Consider the following 352-nt stretch of genomic DNA (forward strand, 5'->3'; position numbering starts at 1 on the left):
TAGTTAACGTTCATAACAAGTTTAATCTTCAAGGCAAATTTGAAGAACGATACGGCATTGAGCAAGAATGGCCTGATTATATTAAAAAATCTGACGATAAATAAGCTTTCATAATAGTGATACACTCATTTTTCTCATGCCCGGTTGTTGCCCTGATGAAAATGAGTTCATAAATGCTTCAACATATTTCAAGAGTTGCCACATAGACTGACAACTATGATTCCGTGTGACGGTTTCATGCAATGATTGCCATAGGCGTTCAATCTTATTTATCCATGGCGAATAAACCGGTAAAAACAACAAATTAAATTTAGGATTTTGTTTTAGCCATGCCCTGACTTTCCGACTTTTA

Annotated in this window: 1 protein-coding gene; it reads right to left on the minus strand. The window is 35.2% G+C overall.

The features are described 5' to 3' along the window. Positions 1–108: 108 nt before the first annotated feature. The coding region (locus Xmir_RS22415) for a transposase (RefSeq protein ID WP_208620488.1) at positions 109–352 on the minus strand (244 nt) is incomplete at its 5' end.

Source organism: Xenorhabdus miraniensis, from assembly GCF_002632615.1.